Raw genomic sequence first — 23,546 nt, forward strand, 5'->3', positions numbered from 1 at the left:
TGCTGGGCTATTGTCTTTTTGAGGCAACCAAATGACACATTCTCATTCGGCGGTAACGGACGTTTTAAATTTTGTTACTGACCAGCTCCCTTTTAGCGAGCTGCCTGCGTCATGTGCGCATTTTTTCGTTAATCATACAAAGGTGGTGTACATCACGACTTTGAACCAGTCTGAATTGCTCAATTCAGAACAGAAACATTTATACCTTGTGCGCACAGGGGGGTTTGATTTGGTAGACAATACTGGGGAGGTTGTTACGAGACTGGGAGAAGGTGATTATTTTGGTTATCCATCTTTACTGACCGGAGAAGATATTCAAAACCATCTTGAAGTGCAGACAAGTGGGCTTATTTTTTTGTTAGCACACGCTGATTTTGACTATTTACGCCGCGAGTATCCTAAGTTTGAGCAGCATTTTGTTCGTGCTCATAAAAAACGTTTATTATCGAGTCATTACAAAGAGCGTGGCCGAGGGTGGTCTGAGCGAAAAATAGCGACGCTGATGTGTAAAAAAGCGGTGACGATAGAACCGCAAGCCAGTGTTGTCGACGCGGCTAAAGTTATGCAAAAAGCAGGAGTATCATCGGTCATTATCACTGAAAACAGCCAGTTGTCTGGTATTGTCACTGACAGAGATCTACGCAATCGTGTTTTGGCGTCAGAGCTTGATCCTAAAGCGCCTGTGACCAAAGTGATGACACACGACCCTAAATTTATTTTTGAAAATAATCGTGCTTTCGCCGCATTACATTTGATGCTTAAACATAATATCCACCATTTACCTGTACTCAATGAAGCGCGTGAACCTTTAGGCATGGTGACCAGTACTGATTTATTGCGTCAACAAAAACACGACCCTGTACAGTTAATCGGGCAAATATATAAAGCCCATAGTTATCAAGAAGTGGTGCACTTGGCTAAGGAAATTCCAGCTTTGTTAAGAGGGTTCTCAAACACGGTTGAGGACATTTCCTTTATTGGTACGTTGTTAAGTGGTTTAACCGATGCAATGACGAGCCGTTTAACAGAGCTATATATCAAGCTGCAAGGGGAGCCGCCGTGTGGTTTTTGCTGGATATGTTTTGGCTCTCAAGCGCGAGAAGAACAAACTTTGCACTCAGATCAAGATAATGGTTTGATTGTTTCAAATGCCATATTGCCCCATCAAAGAGCGTATTTTGCTGGTTTAGGGGAGTTTGTAACAGGGCACCTAATTAACTGTGGAATTAAAGCCTGCCCAGGCAATATTATGGCGAGCAATGAGTTATGCCGAGGTACGGTTGATGAATGGCTTGCTCGATTTGAAAATTGGACTCAAACGCCAACACCACAGGCAATGCTCAATAGTAAAATTTTCTTTGACCGTCGTTTTATTATGGGGGATCAATCACTTTATCACATGCTCAATAAACAACTAAATAGTATGCAGACACAAGATCTCTTTTTTGCCGCTATGGCGACAGATATCAGTGTCAACAGTGTGCCGATGGGTCTATTTCAACAATTTAAATTACAACGTAATAAAAGAAAGCATGGTTACTTAGATTTAAAAACGCGTGGTGTGTCGATTGTAAATGATCTTGCCCGTATTTATGCCCTTAAATGTGGTGTTACTAAAGCCAATACGCAGTCACGATTAGAAGCACTTAAAGCGTTTTCAGTTTTAAGCAAAGAGGATATTTATAATTTACAAGATTGCTGGCGATTTTTGACACAATTGCGTTTTAAAATACAAATTGAGGATTTAGATTTGCCTCCAAACTGTATTAACCCTGAGCATCTCAGTTCATTAGAGCGGCATCAATTAAAAGAGGCCTTCCATTTAATTAAGCAAGCTCAACAAGCATGTGTGTTTAAGTTTGCACGAGGAAGTTTATAGTACGATGAAATGGCTCATTCCAAACTTTATGAAAACACGAGATGATCCGCTTTGGATAGAGAGTGAACTGGTGGTCGTTGATATAGAACTAACAGGCCTTGATGTCAATTTGCATGAGATAGTGTCTGTTGCTTGGGTTGAGATAAATCAGGGAAAAATAGCGCTTCAAAGCGCGCAATACAAGATAAACAAAGATGTGCAGAAGTTAGCACAAAGCCCTATTTATCATGGCATATCAGAACCGGAAATCGCTCAAAGCGGTGAGCATATTGAAATGATATTATCGACTTTGGCAAAGGTGTTAGATAGGAAAATACTCGTGTGTCATAACGCTTCACTTGATTGGGGGTTTATACAAAAATACTTTGTTCAACATGGTCTATCGGTAAAACCCAAGGTCATTGTAGATACATTAAAATTAGAAAAGAAACGCTTATTACGGGCTCAGGAAGTAATCAGACAGGACCAGTTAACACTGCCAGCTTGTAGAGTTCGTTATGGATTGCCTGCGTATCAAAATCATAATGCATTAAGTGATGCATTAGCCACTGCAGAACTTTTATTGGCTCAAGTGGGCCAATTGGATAGTCAAAAGACCATCAAGCTAAGCAAACTCGTTTAAATTTACGTAGTTCACATTCTTTTTTTGGTACTTTGCCTCATATGAAGAAAAATTTTTGCATATCACTTACACATTTGTTCAAGGTCGATTACAATAGCGCCATCTTTACAAAGGAGTCTGAGTTACTCCTTTATTGCATGTAGAAAATGGGTCTTCTAATTAATGACAATCAAACTGGCAATCAATGGTTTTGGTCGCATAGGTCGCAATATTGTCCGAGCCCTCTTTGAGTCTGGGCGCCACAACGAATTTCAAATAGTCGCTATCAATGAGTTGGCAGATCCTGAAGGGATCGCGCATTTAATGAAGTACGACACCTCCCATGGTCGTTTCGCATTTCCAGTCAACCTGAATAAACCCTATCTAGAAGTCGCCGGACAACAAATTCAAATTTTTAATGAACAAGACCCGAGCCATCTACCATGGCATGCCTTAGACATTGACGTCGTGTTAGAATGCACAGGTGTTTACCACTCTCGGCAACACGCTGCTGCACACATTGCAGCGGGTGCCAAAAAAGTGCTTTTTTCTCACCCTGCAGACGCGGATGTCGATGAAACCATTGTTTATGGTATTAATGACGATAATTTAAAAGCATCACATACCATTGTCTCTAATGGATCGTGTACAACAAACTGTATTGTTCCTGTCATTAAAGTATTAGATGATGCTTTTGGTATTGAGTCAGGTGCGATTACAACTATTCATGCGTCGATGCATGATCAACAAGTGATTGATGCATACCATAAAGACTTAAGGCGTACACGCGCAGCGAGCCAATCGATTATACCGGTTGATACAAAATTAGCGCGTGGTATTGAGCGCATATTACCTAAATTTCATGGTCGCTTTGAGGCAATTGCAGTCAGAGTACCTACAATTAACGTGACAGCAATGGACTTAAGCGTATCGTTGCAAAGCGATGTGACGTTAGAACAAGTTAATCAAGTATTGGGGCAGGCTGCCACAGGCAGGCTACATGGGATATTAGATTACACCGAAGAACCCTTAGTATCGGTGGATTTTAATCATGATCCTCATTCCAGTATTATTGATGGCACCCAGACCCGAGTGAGCCATAAACGTTTGGTAAAGGTGTTAGTGTGGTGTGATAACGAGTGGGGGTTTGCAAACCGTATGCTCGACACCGCAATGGCAATGATGAAAGCCTCTTAATTTTAGTATCGTTCTTTTAAGGAGATGTCCATGTCAGTCATCAAGATGGCGGATTTAGATTTAAACGGCAAACGCGTACTTATACGTGAAGATTTGAACGTGCCAGTGAAAGACGCAAAAGTGACGTCGGATGCACGTATCAAAGCATCTTTGCCTACCATTAAGTTAGCCCTAGAAAAAGGCGCTAAAGTAATGGTGATGTCGCACCTAGGTCGCCCAACGGAAGGGGAATACGATGCTCAGTATTCACTTCAGCCTGTTGTTGATTACCTAAATGATGTACTTGATCAAAACGTAAGACTCGTTACAGATTACCTTGATGGCGTTGAAGTTGCTGATAACGAAGTGGTTGTTTTTGAAAATGTACGCTTTAATAAAGGTGAGAAGAAAAACGACGAAGCACTTTCAAAGCAGCTAGCTGCACTGTGTGATATCTATGTAATGGATGCTTTTGGTACTGCTCACCGAGCACAAGCTTCAACACATGGCGTAGGCCAGTTTGCAGATGTTGCCTGTGCAGGTCCTTTATTGGCAGCTGAATTGGATGCTTTGGGTAAAGCATTAGATAACCCAGCTCGTCCATTGGTTGCAATTGTCGGTGGTTCTAAAGTATCTACTAAATTAACGGTCCTTGATTCACTATCAACAGTGGTTGATCAGTTAGTTACGGGTGGCGGTATTGCCAATACATTTATTGCTGCATCTGGTAATCCAGTCGGTAAATCTTTGTATGAAGAAGAGTTAATTCCAGAAGCACAAAAGCTGAGTGCTGCAGCACAAGCTAATGATGGTGATATTCCAGTACCTACTGATGTTGTTGTGGGCAAAGAGTTCTCAGAAACAGCGGTTGCCGTTATTAAAGATGCTTCTGAAGTTGAAAGCGATGACATGATTTTTGACATTGGTCCTAACACAGCCAATGAGCTAGCTAAAATCATCGAGCAAGCTGGCACTGTTGTTTGGAACGGCCCAGTTGGCGTTTTTGAGTTCGATCAATTTGGCAATGGTACAGAAGCCATTGCACATGCGATTGCCAAGTCTAAAGCGTTTTCGATTGCTGGTGGTGGTGACACACTCGCAGCAATTGATAAGTATGGCGTTGGCGATGAAATATCGTATATCTCAACAGGTGGCGGTGCTTTCCTTGAATTCTTAGAAGGTAAAAAGCTACCGGCAGTTGATATGCTAGAGCAAAGAGCAAAAGCATAAAAATTTAAGGAGGCCTTTTTGGCCTCCAACTATTAACCTAAACACTCTCTCACTCTTTGTTTAGATTAATAGCGGTTGTCATACAACCAAACTAAATCTACCCCGTTCAAATAGATAGCTAAGTGCTATCAAAAATTGGAGAAAAGCAATATGGCTTTAATCAGTATGCGTCAACTTCTCGATCATGCGGCTGAGAATGGATACGGCGTTCCTGCCTTTAATGTGAATAACCAAGAGCAAATGCGTGCGATTATGGAAGCGGCTGATAAAACAAACAGCCCAGTAATTGTACAAGGCTCAGCTGGTGCTAGAAACTATGCTGGTGCCCCTTTTATTCGCCATATGATTTTAGCTGCTGTTGAAGAATGGCCACATATTCCTGTTGTAATGCACCAAGATCACGGCACTTCTCCTGCTGTGTGTCAGCGTTCAATTCAATTAGGCTTTTCATCGGTGATGATGGATGGTTCTTTGCTTGATGATGGTAAAACACCATCGACTTACGAATACAATGTGGATGTTACTCGTCGCACTGTAGAGATGGCGCATGCATGTGGTGTATCGGTAGAAGGTGAGTTAGGTGTACTCGGTTCACTAGAGACTGGTGAAGCAGGTGAAGAAGATGGCATCGGCGCGGTTGGTAAACTGACCCAAGACCAGTTACTGACTGATCCAGAAGAAGCTGCTGACTTTGTTAAGAAAACGGGTGTTGATGCCTTAGCGATTGCCTGTGGTACATCGCACGGTGCATATAAATTCACTCGCCCACCTACAGGTGATATTCTTGCAATTAACCGTATTAAAGAGATCCACGCGCGCATTCCTGATACGCATTTAGTTATGCATGGTTCTTCATCTGTACCTCAAGAGTGGCTTGCTGTAATCAACGAGTTTGGCGGTGAGATCCCTGAAACTTATGGTGTGCCAGTTGAACAAATTGTTGAAGGTATCAAACACGGTGTGCGTAAAGTTAATATCGATACAGACTTACGCCTAGCTGCAACGGGTGCAATTCGTCGCCACTTGGCGCATAACCCAGCGAACTTTGACCCTCGTAAATATCTAGCTGAAGCAACAAAAGCAATGACTGAGATTTGTATTGCGCGTTACGAAGCGTTTGGCACAGCTGGTCAAGCTACTAACATTAAGCCAATCTCTTTAGATGATATGCATGTTAAATACCTTTCTGGTGAACTTGCACCTAAAGTGAAGTAATCCGTGTAATAACACGTAAGAAAAGCCCCATAAGGGGCTTTTTTTTCGTGTTGGATATATGGGGCATGTTAATGGCGTAGTCATTAAACAGATTGATCAGGTGATGGGATCGTTATTTTACTAACTGAGCACGTCTGGATCATTAATTTACTAACGATCTCTTGATGGGATCGATTTTTTACCAACTTGAGCAGTGCTTGATCTCAATTGTGTGTATTATTTAGCGTATTGCGTGTGGGTGCTTTACAAAAGATCAATCACTTAGTATTACCTAATATAAGAACTTATCGTTTCAGTACGTATAGATCTGATCCTCAAAGGATCTACTAGGTAAGAAAGTGATCTTAGAGCGGCGGACTTAGGAAAATAATGATCCCTGCGAAATTACACGATCTTCATAATTTTTTAATCTAAATATTTGTTGCGAAAAAAACACCATTATTCGATGCTAAGTGACGTTAAATGCAGATAAAATAGGAACAAATTGTATCTAACTTATTGAAACTATGTTCCTGATAAATGCATTAACGTTATATTATCAGGTAAACTTTCATAAAACTGTCATACTTAGTCATAATAATGAAACCGACTTCGGTAACGTAAGAGATAAATGGGAATGTCACGTAGAGTACTAGTAGTTGATGACGAAGCACCAATCAGAGAAATGTTGGTGTTTGTGTTAGAACAGAATGGCTTTCAAGCAATTGAAGCGGAAGACTATGATTCAGCGATTGCAGCCATGGTAGAGCCATACCCAGATATGGTGCTCCTAGATTGGATGTTACCTGGCGGTAGCGGTATCCAAATTGCGAAAAAATTTAAGCAAAGTGAGTATACTCGTCAGATCCCCATCATCATGTTAACAGCACGTGGTGAAGAGGAAGACAAAGTTAAAGGATTAGAAGTAGGTGCAGATGACTACGTGACTAAGCCTTTTTCTCCAAAGGAGCTTATGGCGAGAATTAAGGCGGTAATGCGTCGTGTATCTCCTACATCGCTAGAAGAAGCGATAGAGGTACATGGCTTAAGGTTAGATCCGATTTCACATCGTGTTACCTCTGCAGGTAACGAGTTAGAAATGGGTCCGACAGAGTTTAGGCTGTTACACTTCTTTATGACACACCCTGAGCGTGTTTATAGTCGTGAACAGTTGCTAGATCATGTATGGGGCACTAATGTGTATGTTGAAGACCGTACGGTTGATGTACATATTCGTCGTCTAAGAAAAGCGATTGCACCACTTGGTCACGATAGGTTAGTCCAAACCGTTCGTGGTGCGGGTTATCGTTTTTCAAGTAAAGTATAAAGCATTAATTTATGCGCTGTGGTAGCGTTATCCTAGCGCTTAATATTTAGGATCATTTTATATGTATAGAGTGATTGATAAACAGGCGTTATTAAAACGCCTGTTTTTGTATTTTCTGCCATTAACCCTCATCGGAATTTTGCTTGGTGCACCATTTGTATTGTTGTTTTTGGGTGCTTCAGTGCTTTTGTTTTGGCATTTTAAACAACTGTACAAGTTGAGTGATTGGTTGATCAATCAACGTAGTTTTAATCCGCCTGAGGGATCTGGCGCGTGGGAACAAATTTTTGAGGGGATCTATCACCTTCAACATCGCAATCGTAAAAAGCGCAATGAGCTGGCTGCGTTGATCCGTCGTTTCCGTGAAGGCGCAGAAGCGGTGCCTGATGCGGTGATTGTGATGCAGCAGGATCTGAGTATTATCTGGTGTAATCAGTTGGCGCTTAAGATCTTAGGGTTGCAGTGGCCGACAGATCATGGCCAGCGTTTAGATAATTTGATCCGCGATCCCAAGTTTGTGAAGTATATGCAAGATCATGACTTTACGGATCCATTAGAACTAGAAAGCGGGCACAACGATGAGCGGGTATTGGAGTTTCGCGTCATGCCATATGCCGAGCAGCTGATGATGGTTGTGCGTGACATTTCAAGACTTAAAAAGCTTGAGCAAATGCGCAAAGATTTTGTTGCTAATGTGTCCCATGAACTTCGCACACCTTTGACCGTGGTAACGGGCTATCTTGAAATGATGGAAGGCGATAATATGCCGCCGCCCGCTATGTGGCAGAAGGCACATTTAACCATGATCGAGCAGTGTAAACGCATGGACAGTTTGGTCAATCAGTTGCTGTCTTTATCTCGTATTGAAGGGGATAGGGATCAGGGCAACGATAAGGCGGTGAATGTGCCCAATATGTTGCAATTGATCCAAACGGAAGCACTTTCTCTCAACCAAGATAAGCATCATGAAATTGAATTCGATATAGACGACACTTTGGATATCAAAGGATGCATTGATGAGTTGCGCAGTGCTTTTTCAAATTTAGTATTTAATGCCGTCCACTATACTAAACCTAATGGGAAGATTTTAGTTAGGTGGTACTTGGAAGGTGAGAGCCCTGCTTTTGCTGTGACTGATAATGGTGATGGCATTGCGCCAGAGCACATTAACCGTTTAACTGAACGCTTCTATCGTGTAGATAAAGCGAGAAGCCGGAAAACCGGTGGTTCAGGATTGGGTTTGGCGATCACAAAACATGTACTTAGTCGCCATGATTCTCATCTGGAAATTAACAGCACATTGGGTGAGGGGTCGTGTTTTTCATTCTCCTTCCCGAAAGAAAAACGCATTTTTATGACACCGTCGGAAAGTCATAAAAGTGTCATTTAAGAGTAATTTTATTGTCATTAACTGAGCGCACAATGAGCATCAGGTAATCAAATGGGACGAACAATCGGAGTGACCCCAATGAAATTTAAAAGCTTAGTTGCCGCAATGGGTGTGGCTGTAACAACATTGGTATCAACGCAAGTATCAGCGCTTGATAAAAACCTACAAGAGTACAACAAGACCAGCGGTATTTCAGGTAACTTTTCATCTGTGGGTTCAGATACGTTAGCAAACATGATGACGTTTTGGGCAGAAGAATATAAGCGTATTTACCCTAACGTGAATATTCAAATTCAAGCGGCTGGTTCTTCAACTGCGCCGCCAGCTTTAACAGAAGCGACTGCAAACTTCGGCCCAATGAGCCGTAAGATGAAATCGAAAGAAGTTGAAGCATTTGAAAAGCGTTATGGCTACAAGCCGACAGAAGTGCGTGTAGCTATTGATGCGCTGGCTGTTTTTGTCCATAAAGATAACCCGATTAAAGGTCTGCGTATTGACCAAGTAGATTCAATTTTCTCTTCAACACGTAAGTGTGGTGGAGATAAGCAAGTTGATCGTTGGAGTGATGTAGGTCTAAATGGTCCGTGGGCTGCAAAAGATATTCAATTATATGGTCGTAACTCAGTATCTGGTACATATGGCTACTTTAAGAAAAAAGCCTTGTGTAAAGGTGACTTCAGAAATAACGTAAACGAGCAACCTGGTTCTGCTTCTGTTGTACAGTCAATTTCTTCATCTGTAAACGCAATTGGTTACTCAGGTATCGGTTACAAAACGTCTGGTGTTCGTACAGTTCCACTGGCGAAAAAAGGCGATAACTTCGTAGATGCAACGTTAGAAAATGTGGCAACTGGTAAGTACCCACTATCACGTTTCCTTTATGTTTATGTGAACAAACACCCTAATAAACCGCTTTCTCCAATCGAAGCTGAATTCTTGAAAATGGTACTTTCTAAAGAAGGTCAAAAGATTGTAGAAAAAGATGGGTATGTACCATTAACAAGCAAAATGGCAAACCGTGAGCTTAAGAAGCTAGGCCTGCTTTAAGTTTGAAAAATATACGTAAAAAGCCGCTCCTTGAGCGGCTTTTTTTATTGATAATGGCACATCTGATTTGAATCCATTTATTTAATACTGCGCATTACTTATTTTTGTCAGTTCTTCCGCTTGTGCTTTGCAGGCATTGTATTTTTCAACACATTCACCATTACATATCTGCCTTGTCATCGTTTGCTCAGTCGAGCTCATAGAGCAGTTTTGTTCACATTGAAAATTCTGTTGAGCACATTGAGTGAGCTCCGGTGAATTTTGTTGATTACTACAAGCAACTAAACCAAGCAATAAAAGGGGCAGCGCAAATCTCATAGTTGTTCCTATTAGTCAGCAGATAGAGAGTAAGATGTCTTATTTTAATCTTTTATACAGATTAAATTTAGCATATTTTTACAACATGCTATGTGTTAAGTATTCATCATTGAGCTTGATGAAACGTGCAGGGCAGGTGAGAAAGCTGTCAAAAGCGCCCACAATGAGCGCTTTAGCACAATAATGTTATTGACTGACTTGCATATTGTCTATCAGTCTAACACTGCCTAAAAATGCAGCCGCTAAAATGACGAAGTCTTTGTCACTTGGTGTTGGTGGTTGAAGTGTGAACCTGTGTGCAACGGAGAAATAATCCGGCTTAAGGCCTGCCTTTTCAAGTTCTGCTTTTGCCTGTGCTTCAAGAGTTGAAAAGTCTCGTTCACCCGATTCAAGCGCACGCGCCGTTTTGGACAACACTTGATACAGGACTTTTGCAACGTCTTTTTCTTGCTCCGATAAGTATCCGTTACGTGAGCTCATCGCCAGCCCAGAGACTTCTCTTTGCGTGGGCACACCAATAATTTCAATCGGCATAGATAAGTCATGAACCATGGTTTTAATGACTTGGAGCTGTTGGTAGTCTTTTTCTCCAAAGCAAGCAAAATCAGGTTGCACTAAGTTGAATAGTTTAGTGACAACCGTTGCAACACCACGGAAGTGACCAGTGCGACTGCCTCCACAATAGCCTTCAGATACACCAGGTACATCCACAAAGCTCTGTGCTGCTAGACCATTTGGATAAATGGTTTCAACACTTGGCGTAAAGACAATATCGGTACCCAGTTCTGCAAGCCCTTGCTTATCCTGAACAAGTGTACGGGGGTAGCTGTTTAAGTCTTCATTTTTTCCAAATTGCATTGGATTGACGAAGATACTTACAACCACTTTGTCTGCAAGGGTTTTTGCTTTTTCAACCAGCGAAAAATGCCCCTGATGCAAATTGCCCATGGTTGGTACAAATGCAATACTGAGGTCCTGCTGACGCCACGCTTTTATCTGGCTACGTAATGACTTTATTTCAGTGATAGATTGCATTAGTTAAACTCGTGATCTTTGCCTGGGAATGCGCCTGTTTTGACGTCGTCGCAGAATTTTTTAACCGCGCCTGGCATGTTACCCGTTTCGGCTAAGAAGTTTTTAGAAAATTTAGGAATATAGCCCGCTGAAATACCAACTAAATCGTGCATAACTAAGATTTGACCATCGACTTCTTTCCCTGCGCCAATACCAATAACAGGAATGCTTACAGCGTCAGTAATGCGTTTTGCCAGACTGGATGGAATGCATTCAATCACAAGCATTTGCGCACCTGCCGCCTCTAATCCTTGTGCATCTGCAATCATTTGTTGCGCTTGTTCTTCCTCGCGGCCTTGTATTTTAAAGCCACCAAATACATGTACAGATTGCGGTGTGAGACCTAGGTGACCGCAAACAGGAATACCCTGCTGAGTAAGGAGCTTAATCGAGTCAACAAGCCATGCACCGCCTTCTAGCTTGACCATATTTGCGCCGCTGCGCATTAAAGTCGCTGCATTTTCGCAAGCTTGTGTTGGGTTGGAGTAACTCATAAATGGCATATCAGCAATCACAAAGAGTTCTTTGGCGCCTGCTCTGACACTGCGAGTGTGATAGGCAATATCAGCTGTTGTCACTGCTAGTGTGTCATCACCGCCTTGTAATACCATGCCAAGTGAGTCACCAACTAAAACAACATCAACGCCATTGTCGTAAAAAAGCTTCGCAAAGCTGGCATCGTAAGCCGTTAACGCTGTGATTTTTTCACCTTGTTGCTTTTTCTTAGCCAAGGTTGAAACCGAAACTTTAGCCATTTAAAGTGTCTCCTTTGTTTCTTTTTTAGGTATAGTGGTTAGGCCATTTTTTGGTAAATTCTCAGCAATGTGCTTGAGTATTTGACCATTAGGGAGTACCAGTTGAGGGGCTAGCTCTAATAGTGGGAATACAACAAACTCTCTATCGCACAGGCCATAATGTGGCACGGTTAGACGAGGGGTGGAGATAACTTCATTGTTATACAATAAAATATCTAGATCCAAGGTTCTTGGGCCCCAGCGCTCATCTTTACGCACTCTACCTTGACGTAGTTCAATATCCTGTAGTTGATCTAACAATACTTCAGGCTCTAATGCAGTTTCAAATCTCGCAACTGCATTTACATAATCAGGTTGATCTTGCGGGCCCATAGGTTTTGAGCCGTAAAAACTAGACACATCCAGAGCATTAATCGCCGGATGTGTGCTTAAGGCATTTACCGCCTTAACGAGTTGTGCTTGAGGGTCAACTAAGTTTGCCCCAAGCCCGATGTACACTATATTCATGAATCTTGTTTTGGCTTTCTACGTGGTTTATTACGATATCTGCGTTTTGGGCGATCTTTTTGGCCGAGGTTTTTCACCATATCTTTTTGTCCGCTAACATCTTGCTTGAGATATTCAGTCCACCAATCGGCCAATGGTTGTTGATCAGACTCACCACTTTCAACACGCAACAATAAGAAATCATATGATGCTTTGAACTTAGGTTGCAGGCTTAATCGATATGCGCGTTGTCCACTTCGTCTATCTAAGCGTTGCTGTATATGCCAAATATCTCTCGCACCTAAAGTAAAGCGCTTTGGCACCGCGACTCTTTGCGCATTCTCGCTGAGCACCTGACTAATTGCCTGCATGAATGCATCATATTCAGTAACACCTTGTTGCTCTAGTAGCGCAGCACGCTTACGTAATGGGAACCAAAGCAGCGCAGCATAGATGAACGCGGGTGTGACTTTTTTGTTGTTATTAATGCGTGCATCAGTATTAGCAAACATTTGCTGCACAAAGCGTCTTTCAAATTCGCTTTCGTCTTGCTCAAGGATCTCTTCAAGGGTTGGGAAAAGTTGCTTGAATAGTCCCAGCTCTCGGAGCATGAGAAAGTTTGCTTCGGCTTTACCACCTAAAAATAGCTTAAGGGTTTCCTCAAATAGCCTTGCTGGCGGAATATTACCAAGTAACGGCGCTAGCTCAGAAATGGGGTTGAGTGTTGCCGGTGCGATTTCCATATCAAGCTTTGTTGCAAAGCGCACTGCACGAAGCATTCTGACAGGGTCTTCACGATAGCGTGTTTCAGGATCGCCAATCAACTCAATACGTCTGGCTTTAATAGCTTCGATACCACCAGCAAAGTCACGTACGCCAAAATCATTGACTGAGTAGTATAAAGCATTAATTGAGAAGTCACGACGCTGCGCATCTTCTTCTATTGTGCCATAAACATTGTCGCGCAATAATTGACCCTGTTCACTGGCTTTGCTGGTTGGGTCATCGCCTTTGCTGGATTGATGATGGCCACGCATAGTTGCAACTTCGATGACTTCACGACCAAATACAATATGTGCTAGCCTGAATCGACGTCCAATTAGACGGCAATTTCTAAACAGGCGCTTGACTTCCTCTGGTGTTGCGTTTGTCACAACATCAAAATCTTTTGGTTCTATCCCTAACAAAATATCCCGAATACAACCACCGACAAGGTATGCGTCATAACCGCCGTCTTTTAATCGATATAATACTTTGATTGCATTGGGGCTAAATTGTTTACGTGAGATGTTGTGCTCACTGCGTGGAATAATTTGAGGTGTTGACTTGGCCTCAACTGTTCCCGTCGCTTGCTTGGCACCGACAATTTGCCTACACAATTTGAATATTTTAGAAATAATAACCACTCTCCTAACTACTTTGAGTCCCCACCCGTAGCATCATTTATACTGATATTTTCATCTCGCATACTGCTTTATTTTTTCTAAAGTGTAGGCGAATTCATAAGGCTCGCTATCATATACTCAAACGCCTTAAAATTGAAGTTTCAGAGGCGAAATAGCGATTAAATTTTCAACCAAATTGAATGATATGAATTGCCAATGAGCCACAGCTGTTTGTTTTCTTGATAGCAATAACAATCGCAGCGCTCATGATAAGATAAGTTGCTTGAATTGTGGTGAGATTCACCATTTAGTTCATAGAGTATAGTGCGTGAGGCGTTACAAAGGTTGGAACTGGTATTCTAACTCACTGAGTTGATTCACTTGAATTTCTCTATGCTGAGGAAGGTTCGCTCGTTGGTAAACATGGGTTGCCCAGTTGAGCGCATCAGAGACCTCGTCTATGTGACTCAGCTCAATGCTGTTAAAACCTAAAAATGCTAATGCCGCTTTCAGGGCTGGCAAGGGCGCTTTATTGTCAATTGCGGGGGCATGATTTTGTTTAGACAGTTTAAATCCGGGTTCAGCGACGGCCAGTGGTACGTGTAAATAATGAGGGGGCGTATGCCCTAGTTGTTGAAATAAACTTAACTGCCTTGCTGTTGGCTCGAGTAAGTCTGCACCGCGTACAACATGGCTAATTTTTTGTTCTATATCATCGACTACAACAACCAATTGATATGCATAAAGGCCATCACGGCGTTTCACGATATAGTCTTCTTGAGCAATGGGTTCAGGGATAGAAACACTACCTTGCAGAGCATCTTCAAATTGGTATACCGGACAGTTTTGTTTTAACCGTAGCGCATTGTTATCAAATTGATTTTGTGAGGCACGGCAGTGGTTATCATAAAATCCGCCACGTTGTTTAATTTGTTTACGTGTGCAGGTACATGCATACACATCCGAATTGGTGGTTAAGTCACTTAAGACATCATGATAGAGCGAGTGTCTGTGACTTTGATAAACGATTTCTTCATCCCAATACAGTCCATAGGCTTCAAGCGTGGCAAGAATATCATCAGCAGCACCTCTAACAACTCGAGGTGTATCAATATCTTCCATTCTGACTAACCATTGGCCATGGTGTGCCTTTGCATCGATATAACTGGCAAGTGCCGCTATCAAAGAGCCAAAATGAAGTGAACCAGAGGGGGATGGAGCAAAACGTCCACGGTAAACAGAAGATGTACCCAGAGCAGATAATTTGGTTTGCTCTGGGTATAGTGTTTTTGGGGTCTGCATAACTGACGAGTCTAACCTATCGATTGTACAGGTTAAATACTCGGACTAACCTCGACCTTGTTGCTTTTCTTTGATCTCAGCCAGTGTTTTACAGTCCACACACAAGTCTGCAGTTGGACGTGCTTCTAAGCGGCGGATACCAATCTCAATGCCACATGAATTACAAAAACCGAAGTCGTCTTCTTCAATCAATTGTAACGTCTTTTCAATTTTCTTGATCAGCTTACGCTCGCGGTCACGTGTACGCAATTCAAGTGAAAACTCTTCTTCTTGCGCTGCACGGTCGACGGGATCAGGGAAATTTGCCGCTTCATCTTGCATGTGGGTCATGGTGCGATCGACTTCGTTACGAAGGTCGTTGCGCCACGCTTCTAATATTTTTTTAAAATGAGCTAGCTGTGCCTCGCCCATGTATTCTTCGCCCGGCTTTTCTTGGTAAGGTTCTAAACCGGCCTGAGCCAATAACCCTAGTTTTTTCTGGTCTGGCATAGCATTCTCCTAAATCCTTAATAAACAACCCCAGCTAACGCCGGCGGCTATAAATAGCAAAATCTTCAACCCTTAGCAAACACTTTTTGCATTGTCCCTGTTATAAAACAAGCCGTTGGGATGAGGTTTTTAACGGCAGTGATATGAGGGTGAAGTTTTTTTTTTCAAGTATCTAACACAGATACTTGTTCAATTACTTTCACCTCTTCGGGTGTCACTTTTGCTTTATAGGCATATATTTCAACCCCTTCGCTTTTCGCTTGGGCCAACAGTTGAGCATATTTTTTATCAATATGCGCAGCAGCTTGGACTGAGTCAATGCCGTTATGCATAACTATAAATAATAGCACGGCACGCTTACCCTGATGTTTTATATGGATCAATTCTCTTAGATGCTTTTGACCTCGCACAGTTTCAGCATCAGGAAAGTATCCTTTCCCTTCGTGTAGTAGTGTGACTGACTTCACTTCAACATAGCACTCAGGCTTGCCATCACCAGAGAGTAAAATATCAATACGACTATTCTCATTGCCGTACTTTACTTCACTGCTGATGTCTTGGTACTCAGTCAGCTGTTCAATACAATTGTGTTTAATTGCTTCATAGGCCACCTTGTTAGCCATTGCTGTATTGACACAAATAAGGTGGCCTTGGTTATCTTGTGTGAGCTCCAATGAGTGTGGGTATTTTCGCTTTACATTGTCACTAGTTGAGTAATAAGCCTTAAACCCGCGCTCTGCACAGCCAGTCATTTTACCTGTATTAGCACAGTGTACTGTGAACTCTTCACCATCATTACTACGTAAGTCGACTAAAAATCGTTTATAACGCTTTAGTAAGGTGGCACTTTGGAGTTGGGATGAAAATTTCATTGTTTAGTCGCATTCGTTTTGGGGCTAAGAGGCTACTAGTGTAAACTGACTAGCAACTACAAGCGTAAGAGTGAAAACCTATATGTCTGATAAATTTATTGTTCGCTTAAGTGAACAGGCTCCAGCAACTCATTGGGGTAACAATGCATCTTTGTCTTTTGATGAGCAGGGTGCAACGATTCATTTAACTGAACAAGAAACCCTTAAGCATATTCAAAAAGCGGCTCGTAGCCTAGCACAACAGGGGATCCCTGCGGTAGCGTTAAGTGGCGATACATGGTGTACAGAGTCTCAATGGGCCTTTTATCAAGGCTTTGTCAGTCCAAAGCAGCTTGATCCAGTTACTTTTGTTGATAATGCACAATCAGATTTAAATGAACTACAGGCTTTAAAGCAGGCTGCGACGTGGATGCGCCAAATGATTAATGGCACTGCAGAAGATATTTACCCAGAGAGCCTTGCTGGTAAAGCGGCTGAATTTATCCAGTCTTTGGCACCAGAGCATGTGAGCTATCAAATTATCAAAGGCGATGCATTGTTAGAGCATCAATGGATTGGTATTCATGAAGTTGGTCGTGGTAGCGAGCGAGCGCCAGTGCTACTTGAATTAGACTTCAACCCAACGGGTGATGAAGATGCCCCTGTGAGCGCGGCGCTTGTGGGTAAAGGTATTACTTTTGACTCAGGCGGTTACTCAATCAAGCCGAGCGAAGGCATGTTGACGATGAAGTGTGACATGGGCGGCGCTGCAACGGTAACAGCAGGTCTTGCGTTGGCAATAGAGCGTGGTATCGATAAGCGTATCAAGTTGTTCTTGTGTTGCGCAGAAAACTTGATCTCAGGTCATGCATACAAGCTAGGTGATATCTTAACTTATAAAAATGGCACTACGGTTGAGATTGTTAACACAGATGCTGAAGGTCGTTTAGTACTTGCTGACGGTTTAATGGCAGCAGGCGAAACGGGTGCACCATTGATCATCGATGCGGCAACACTAACCGGTGCGGCGTTGATGGCTGTTGGTCAAGAGTACAATGCGTTGTTTGGTTTAGACAAAGAGCTTGTAAGTGAAGTGCAGCAATTTGCCAGCGAAGAATTCGAAGCTGCATGGCCACTACCACTTGAAAAGTGGCACCAAAATAACTGTCCTTCGGCTTATGCTGATACAGCCAATAGCCGTGCGCAAAAAGGCGGTGGCTATGGCGGTGCTTCCAATGCGGCTGGCTTCTTATCTCGCTTTGTACCTAATGAAGGCCAAGGTTGGGTGCATATTGACCTTGCTGCAAGCTTCCAAAACAACGCTGGTGCTCAGTGGGCGTCTGGCGCAACAACGATGGGGATGCGAACAGTGGCTCGCACGTTGATTGCCAAAGCATAATTGCAGTTTAAAAAGCCTCTAATACAGAGGCTTTTTTGTTAGATTTAGCGCTATGAAAGCAGTGCAGCAGCGAGGCGTACAAAATCTGATGATGTTAAAATACCTAACAACTTATTATTGTCGTCGACCACGGGCATGCAGCCATGGCGATTTTCAACAAAGTAATTCACCACTTCATGGAGATTTTGCTGTGGGGTGACACTGGCGAAATCTTCCGCCATGACCTCACTGACCTTTTCCTGTTTTTCTTTTCGCTCTAATGCCAAGTTGCCATAAGTTGATAAAATATTCATGACTTTAGCAATCATAATTTTCTGCGTTAACATGCCAACTAAATGACCATCGTCGTCAATAACGGGAATATGTCGAATGTTTTTTTCTCGCATCAAGTTGTGGGCATCGTGCAAAGTATGTGATGATTTAACAGCCAGTGGATCTGGGGTCATGAGCTGTTCAACAGTATGCAGCATGGTTTTGTCCTATCAGTGAAGCTTATTAATATGTATAACTGATAATGGCGCGGTTTTCCTGCGTCTAGATCAATAAAGTCGCTGTCAATTACTGTGGCTAGTGAGTGTGCAGAGTTGGTTTTTGCAATGCGGCTAGTCGAATATACTTACTCTCAACGAGTGTTGAGAGTGGCACGAGTTCAAATCCTTGATCTTGTAACTCACGCAAAGCATGTGTTAAAAATTGCTGGGTTTGTGGGTATGGATGAGCAATACCTATGGCATAGCCTTGCTCAGTAGCAATGGTTTTGAGCTGTTCTAACTGTATTTCTAACTTAGCATTTTCAAGTTCATTATCTAAAAAGACATGCCTTGCAATATTGTTTACACCATAGAGGTTAGCGATTGTCTGTGCTTGGCTATAAGGCGTGGTACGGCTGTCTAAAAAGTATAGCGAGCGCTTTTTAAGTACTTCCATTGTCCACTTCATCGGTTCATCGTATTGCGTGAGTGCTGAGCCCATGTGATTATTGACCCCTTTTACATGGGGGAGACTAGACAGGGCATGGCCCAGCGTCTTCTGTAGCTGCCATTTTTTCATGTCGAGCGTTAAGCCGCCTGGCCCCAATGCTTTGTTATCCAATGACTGCATAGGGATATGTAATATAAGTTCTTTATTTTTTAAAGCGGCTTGATATGCGAAATGCTGCGAAAAGGGAGTGTGGGGGAGAAGCGCATACGTAATTTCGCCCGGTAAGTTAAGTAACTCCAGGTCTCTTTGGTGGTTTCCAATATCGTCAATGACAATGGCAATTTGCTTGGCATCACAAGCAAAAGTCATCATCAATATGAGTGACAAAGCAAATTGTTTTAAGCGCACAAGTTAAATCACAGTTTAGTATTATATTTGGGACGACACAGTTATGGCCGACGCTTTTACCAACTAAGTTAGCATGTTTTTTATACGGTTAAAAGCGTCTTTAATATTTTTTAATTTACTGTAGGTTGTTGTTTTACAACTAATTGGCGTGCCGCATGCCAGTGTTTTTCAAGCCGAGTATACAAGTCTTTATTGGCTTTATCATTGCTCATTATAGCTGTCTTATTGAGGCTTGTGAGCGTGTTTTTACTATACTCAATGTCGGGCTGTATGCCTGTCCCCTCGATGGATTGCCCAGATGGGGTATAGTAACGTGCCGTCGTCAGTTTTAGCGCGCTGGTCCCATTTCCTATGGGGATCAAAGACTGTACTGAGCCTTTACCAAATGATCCTTGTCCTAAGATTAGTGCTCGTTTATTGTCTTGTAATGCACCAGCTAGAATTTCGGCGGCAGATGCCGACTGCTTATTGATCAAGACTAATATTGGCGCGCCATTTAAAATATCACCTTGCACCGCGTAAAACTTTTGGTTGGCATCAAAAAAGCGCCCTTTGGTGGTCACGATGACCCCACTTTGTAAAAATAAATCTGAAATGGCCACAGCGCTATTCAGCGTACCTCCTGGGTTATCTCTCAGATCGATCACTAAACCATTGAGAGACAGTCCTGTGTGCGCAAACAGCATATTAATGTGTCTGGCGACGTCATGATAACTGTGGTTATTAAAGGATGAGATAGAAATATACCCGATATCCCCTTTGAGTAATTTACTTGTGACGCTCTCAAGGGTAATTTCTTGACGCCTAAGTGCCAGAGTTACATTAGCCTCTTCACGCTCCACTGTAATATGAATTATAGATAACTTTGCCTCGCGCAGTAATTTAGACACTTCGGAGATGCTTTTATTGGTGACATCATGGGTGTTAACGGCGACAAGTTTGTCACCGCCTTCAATACCTGCTTGTTCAGCAGGGGAGCCGGGGAGTGTATCTACAATGACGATGCGGTTTTCGACTTCCTCAACTTCAATGCCAATACCTGTATAACGGCCATTTGTAGCGCTGAATAAAGTTTCCAACTCATGCTCATTTAAATATTTTGAGTAGGGGTCTAATTGTTCAAAGAGTTCATTGAAGTTATGTTGTCTAATATGTGAAGTTGGTACTTCTTCGACATAGTATGTTTGAATATGGTAAAGAATTTCTTCCATATGTGCGTGGCTAATTTGCTTAGCTTGAACACTGGAGAACACCAGCGAAATTATTAACACGCATAGAAACGTCAGCGCGCGTTTTAGGTTGTCGGGCGGGGAAATAGAGACACAATATTTCATATGCTGCTCCTAGTGACGGGGCAGCATAGGTTATTCATTTAACTTGATCTGCACCATTTAACTGGATTCACAGCGCTTCCTTTATGCCGTATTTCGAAGTATAGCCCAGGATTTTGTTGTCCGCCGCTTTGTCCCACTAATGCGATTGCGTCACCGGGATTGACATGGTCACCCACGTCTTTAAGTAAGGTTTGTGCGTGTCCATATAAGCTCATAAACCCTTTTCCATGATCCAGTACAATGACCCAGCCAAAACCGTTGAGCCAGTCAGCATATACAACATGACCAGGGGCAACACTGTTTACTTCAGTGCCTGTTTGGCCTTTTATGATGACGCCTTTCCAGCTCATGCCAGCATGTTTACTTTGGCCGAAACGTTTGCTTATTCTTCCTTTGAGTGGCCATGCCAACTTGCCTTTAAGCCGCTGCAAACCGTCAAGCTGAGCAATAAAAACCTTTTCAGAGGGAGCTTGAACTTCAGCTAAAGACTCTAATGTGGTCTTTAACGTGGTCTCATTCTCTTCTAGGTAGGCGATGGCTGATTGTGTTTCAGTTAGTTTATCGTTGAGCTTATTCAAATGCGCTTGGCGCTGCTTTTGAGCAAGTTGTAAGTCATTTTGTCGGATCTGCTGTTGCTCAAGTAGTGCAATCAGTTGTTGTTGAGTCTTGGTCAGCGCTTGCTGGTTTTTCTCCAGTTCAACAAAGACTAACTTAAGTTCTTCGAGTTGTGCGATCCGCGCTTTGTTGAAATAGTCATAGTAACTAATTGTACGTTCTAGCGCAGCGGTTTTTTGTTGATTTAGCAGCATCTTAGAGTAGTCATGGCTACCTGTGACATAAGCACTTTTTAGTTGTGCAGCCAATAATTTTTGCAACCTTTGCTTACGGCGATTGAGCTGATTTCTTTCTTGCTCCAATGCATACTGCTGCTGTTTATTTTCACTTATTCCCTGCTGGGTGAGTGTCAAAGCCTTAGCACTGCGGGCAATTTCGAGCTCAAAAGACTGCAAGCGCTGCTTCAATGCACTAAATGATGCTTGTTGTTTTTGATATGCAGCTTGGCTTTTTTTTAATTCGGCCTGAACGGCGACGAGATCTGCTTTGGTTTGCGATTCATTGGCCTCGGCAAAAGCCGAGAACAATGAAATCACACACACTAAGCGGGTAAGTATGCCCCTTACCATATTTATTTTAAACGCATTATTGGCGAACCAGTCATTTCAGCTGGTTGCTCTAAGCCCATCAAATGCAGCATAGTTGGCGCGACATCGCTAAGCGTTTTATTGGTTTGTGGCTCTGCATCACGACCCACGTAAATAAATGGTACAGGCTCGCTCGTATGCGCGGTATGTGCTTGACCAGTGCTGGGATCTTGCATTTGTTCAGCATTACCATGGTCTGCTGTGATCAGGGCTTCACCACCATGTTCTTTCAATGCCGCGACGACACGACCGATGCAATTGTCAACGGCTTCACAAGCTTTAACAGCGGCGTCAAATACGCCAGAGTGGCCTACCATGTCACCATTTGGATAGTTACAAATAATGGCATCATACTCACCGCCTTTAATCGCTTCGATAAGCTTATCGGTCAGCATTTCAGAGTTCATTTCAGGCTGTAAGTCATATGTGGCGACTTGAGGTGACGGAATGAGCTCGCGCTTTTCACCTTCAAATAAGTCTTCGCGGCCGCCACTGAAAAAGAACGTAACGTGCGCGTACTTTTCTGTTTCTGAAATACGAAGCTGTGTTTTGTTATGTTTGGCAAGCCATTCGCCCAGCACATTATTTAACTTTTCTGGGGCAAACGCGATAGGTGCATCGATGTCTGCTGCGTATTCCGTCATCATTACAAAACTGCTAAGTACGGGGGCTTTTTTCTTCTCAAAACCAGTAAAATCCGTATCCACAAATGCACGGGTCATCTGTCTGGCGCGGTCTGCTCTAAAGTTTAAAAATAACACTGCATCACCATCGTTGATTTGTGCAGCATGTTGACCTTCAGGTGTGATGGTCGTCGCTTGGACAAACTCATCATTTTCATCGCGTTGATATGCCGCTTCTAGTGCTGCTACACCATCGGTAAAATCAAACTTGGCTTCACCGCAAACCATGAGGTTGTAAGCTTGCTCAACACGTTCCCAGCGATTATCACGGTCCATTGCATAATAGCGACCAACAATGGTGGCTAATCGGCCTGTACCCAGTGTTTTGAATAGAGATTGAATTCGCTCAATAGAGGCTTGTGCACTGCGAGGTGGCGTATCACGACCATCTAAAAAAGCATGGAAGTAAATGTCTTTTGCACCGCGCTGCGAGGCAAGTTCTATGCTTGCCACGATGTGATCTTCATGACTATGCACGCCACCTGGGCTAAGTAAGCCCATCAAGTGGACTGCTTTGCCTTGTGCGACGGCGTCATCAATACTTTTTACTAGAGTCGGATTATGGGCAAATTCACCGTCATCAATCGCTTTAGTAATGCGAGTGAAGTCTTGGTATACAATTCGACCGGCTCCCAAATTTACATGACCTACTTCAGAGTTACCCATTTGGCCGTCAGGCAAACCGACATCTAGACCTGACCCTGAAATTAGCGTCGTTGGTTGTGATTGCCAAAGCTCATCAAGTACAGGTGTGTTAGCTGCTAGGATAGCGTTGCTTTGTGTTTCTTCTCTGTATCCCCAGCCATCTAAAATGATAAGTACCAGTGGTTTTTTCTTCGTAGTCATTTGGGCTCCTGAAAAATGCACGATAGATGGCGCATAGAATACCCTGTTTAGCACGAAAATTCAGCCCTATGCTGGTGATTTATGTTCAAGATTGATTAATCTAATGGTAACACCTTTGATATAAAGCGCTCAGTTCAATAGGGTGCAAACTTCAGTGTGTTACCTGCTCAAAGCAAGCGCAGTCCACTTATGATGCTGTTGAGCTAAGACAATAGGTTTGTACCAAGAGACGTAAAAACGTATACTCGC

General features: G+C 42.8%; 22 protein-coding genes. 9 read left to right on the plus strand and 13 right to left on the minus strand.

Annotated elements, in window-relative coordinates:
- Window positions 1-31 precede the first annotated feature (31 nt).
- The 8 genes from N473_RS03935 (at window position 32) to N473_RS03970 (ending at window position 9,844) form a co-directional block, all read left to right on the plus strand.
- Window positions 32-1,879, plus strand: a complete 1,848-nt coding sequence (locus tag N473_RS03935; RefSeq protein WP_063366803.1) for a DUF294 nucleotidyltransferase-like domain-containing protein — start codon at window positions 32-34, stop codon at window positions 1,877-1,879.
- A 4-nt stretch (window positions 1,880-1,883) separates the two neighbouring features.
- Entirely contained in the window at window positions 1,884-2,501 is a 618-nt protein-coding gene (locus N473_RS03940; protein ID WP_063366804.1) for a 3'-5' exonuclease, read from the plus strand.
- A gap of 162 nt (window positions 2,502-2,663) precedes the next feature.
- Complete coding sequence (gene epd / locus N473_RS03945; protein ID WP_063366805.1) at window positions 2,664-3,677, plus strand: erythrose-4-phosphate dehydrogenase; 1,014 nt, start codon at window positions 2,664-2,666, stop codon at window positions 3,675-3,677.
- Between the two features lie 30 nt (window positions 3,678-3,707).
- Window positions 3,708-4,886, plus strand: coding sequence for a phosphoglycerate kinase (locus N473_RS03950; protein ID WP_063366806.1), 1,179 nt, complete (start codon window positions 3,708-3,710; stop codon window positions 4,884-4,886).
- A gap of 150 nt (window positions 4,887-5,036) precedes the next feature.
- A complete protein-coding gene (gene fba / locus N473_RS03955; protein ID WP_063366807.1) occupies window positions 5,037-6,101 on the plus strand; it encodes a class II fructose-bisphosphate aldolase in 1,065 nt (354 codons plus the stop codon).
- 616 nt (window positions 6,102-6,717) lie between these two features.
- Window positions 6,718-7,407, plus strand: coding sequence for a phosphate regulon transcriptional regulator PhoB (phoB, locus tag N473_RS03960; protein WP_023399796.1), 690 nt, complete (start codon window positions 6,718-6,720; stop codon window positions 7,405-7,407).
- A 61-nt stretch (window positions 7,408-7,468) separates the two neighbouring features.
- Complete coding sequence (gene phoR / locus N473_RS03965) at window positions 7,469-8,797, plus strand: phosphate regulon sensor histidine kinase PhoR (protein ID WP_063366808.1); 1,329 nt, start codon at window positions 7,469-7,471, stop codon at window positions 8,795-8,797.
- A gap of 78 nt (window positions 8,798-8,875) precedes the next feature.
- Window positions 8,876-9,844, plus strand: a complete 969-nt coding sequence (locus tag N473_RS03970; RefSeq protein WP_039611897.1) for a PstS family phosphate ABC transporter substrate-binding protein — start codon at window positions 8,876-8,878, stop codon at window positions 9,842-9,844.
- A gap of 81 nt (window positions 9,845-9,925) precedes the next feature.
- On the opposite strand, the gene N473_RS03975 is transcribed toward N473_RS03970, so the two are convergent.
- The 8 genes from N473_RS03975 to sfsA form a co-directional block, all read right to left on the minus strand.
- The gene (locus tag N473_RS03975; RefSeq protein WP_039611896.1) at window positions 9,926-10,162 is read right to left on the minus strand and encodes a hypothetical protein; all 237 of its coding nucleotides are present in this window, start codon (window positions 10,160-10,162) and stop codon (window positions 9,926-9,928) included.
- A 186-nt stretch (window positions 10,163-10,348) separates the two neighbouring features.
- The gene (panC, locus tag N473_RS03980; RefSeq protein WP_063366809.1) at window positions 10,349-11,197 is read right to left on the minus strand and encodes a pantoate--beta-alanine ligase; all 849 of its coding nucleotides are present in this window, start codon (window positions 11,195-11,197) and stop codon (window positions 10,349-10,351) included.
- A complete protein-coding gene (panB, locus tag N473_RS03985) occupies window positions 11,197-11,991 on the minus strand; it encodes a 3-methyl-2-oxobutanoate hydroxymethyltransferase (RefSeq protein ID WP_063366810.1) in 795 nt (264 codons plus the stop codon). The genes panC and panB overlap by 1 nt, the downstream gene beginning before the upstream one ends.
- Complete coding sequence (gene folK, locus N473_RS03990) at window positions 11,992-12,498, minus strand: 2-amino-4-hydroxy-6-hydroxymethyldihydropteridine diphosphokinase (protein ID WP_063366811.1); 507 nt, start codon at window positions 12,496-12,498, stop codon at window positions 11,992-11,994.
- Window positions 12,495-13,856 carry a polynucleotide adenylyltransferase PcnB gene (pcnB, locus tag N473_RS03995; protein WP_052262817.1) on the minus strand — a complete coding sequence of 454 codons (1,362 nt, stop codon included), beginning with the start codon at window positions 13,854-13,856 and terminating at the stop codon, window positions 12,495-12,497. The genes folK and pcnB overlap by 4 nt, the downstream gene beginning before the upstream one ends.
- Before the next feature lie 342 nt (window positions 13,857-14,198).
- Complete coding sequence (gene gluQRS, locus N473_RS04000; RefSeq protein WP_063366812.1) at window positions 14,199-15,164, minus strand: tRNA glutamyl-Q(34) synthetase GluQRS; 966 nt, start codon at window positions 15,162-15,164, stop codon at window positions 14,199-14,201.
- A gap of 45 nt (window positions 15,165-15,209) precedes the next feature.
- Window positions 15,210-15,653, minus strand: coding sequence for an RNA polymerase-binding protein DksA (dksA, locus tag N473_RS04005; protein WP_039611892.1), 444 nt, complete (start codon window positions 15,651-15,653; stop codon window positions 15,210-15,212).
- 164 nt (window positions 15,654-15,817) lie between these two features.
- On the minus strand, window positions 15,818-16,525 hold the full coding sequence (sfsA, locus tag N473_RS04010; protein ID WP_063366813.1) for a DNA/RNA nuclease SfsA: 708 nt from the start codon (window positions 16,523-16,525) through the stop codon (window positions 15,818-15,820).
- Window positions 16,526-16,607: 82 nt separating this feature from the next.
- Between sfsA and pepB the strand changes: the two genes are divergently transcribed.
- Entirely contained in the window at window positions 16,608-17,903 is a 1,296-nt protein-coding gene (gene pepB, locus N473_RS04015) for an aminopeptidase PepB (protein ID WP_063366814.1), read from the plus strand.
- 50 nt (window positions 17,904-17,953) lie between these two features.
- Here the strand turns inward: pepB and N473_RS04020 are convergent, their stop codons facing one another.
- The 5 genes from N473_RS04020 to gpmM form a co-directional block, all read right to left on the minus strand.
- A complete protein-coding gene (locus N473_RS04020) occupies window positions 17,954-18,373 on the minus strand; it encodes an HPP family protein (RefSeq protein WP_063366815.1) in 420 nt (139 codons plus the stop codon).
- 97 nt (window positions 18,374-18,470) lie between these two features.
- Window positions 18,471-19,196, minus strand: a complete 726-nt coding sequence (locus N473_RS04025; RefSeq protein ID WP_063366924.1) for a divergent polysaccharide deacetylase family protein — start codon at window positions 19,194-19,196, stop codon at window positions 18,471-18,473.
- Window positions 19,197-19,342: 146 nt separating this feature from the next.
- A complete protein-coding gene (locus N473_RS04030) occupies window positions 19,343-20,566 on the minus strand; it encodes a S41 family peptidase (protein WP_063366816.1) in 1,224 nt (407 codons plus the stop codon).
- A gap of 38 nt (window positions 20,567-20,604) precedes the next feature.
- Window positions 20,605-21,750 (minus strand): murein hydrolase activator EnvC family protein, encoded by a 1,146-nt coding sequence (locus N473_RS04035; protein WP_063366817.1) that lies wholly within the window; start codon window positions 21,748-21,750, stop codon window positions 20,605-20,607.
- A gap of 2 nt (window positions 21,751-21,752) precedes the next feature.
- On the minus strand, window positions 21,753-23,297 hold the full coding sequence (gene gpmM / locus N473_RS04040; protein WP_063366818.1) for a 2,3-bisphosphoglycerate-independent phosphoglycerate mutase: 1,545 nt from the start codon (window positions 23,295-23,297) through the stop codon (window positions 21,753-21,755).
- Between the last annotated feature and the right edge of the window lie 249 nt (window positions 23,298-23,546).

Origin of the sequence: Pseudoalteromonas luteoviolacea CPMOR-1 (assembly GCF_001625685.1) — a bacterium.
In the GTDB taxonomy this organism is placed as follows: Bacteria; Pseudomonadota; Gammaproteobacteria; order Enterobacterales; family Alteromonadaceae; genus Pseudoalteromonas; species Pseudoalteromonas luteoviolacea_K.